Annotated in this window: 1 protein-coding gene; it reads right to left on the reverse strand. The window is 36.6% G+C overall.

What is annotated here, in order from left to right:
• The coding region (locus CD122_RS10780; RefSeq protein ID WP_142381206.1) for a transposase at positions 1–202 on the reverse strand (202 nt) is incomplete at both ends.

Raw genomic sequence — 202 nt, forward strand, 5'->3', positions numbered from 1 at the left:
TGTGCAGAAATTCCATCATATACGGATTAACTCTAAAGCGATTAATTGTTCTGTATGAAGGAGTTTGACCCTGCGCAAGCCACATCATTCGACAGCTATCTTTTAACAGAAATTCAATACGTCTTCCTGAAAAAACTGAGTGCGCATAGCCATATAAGATTATTTTTAACATCATTTTTGGATGGTAAGATGAAGGACCTCT

Source organism: Staphylococcus rostri, assembly GCF_002902145.1.
Taxonomy (GTDB): domain Bacteria; phylum Bacillota; class Bacilli; order Staphylococcales; family Staphylococcaceae; genus Staphylococcus; species Staphylococcus rostri.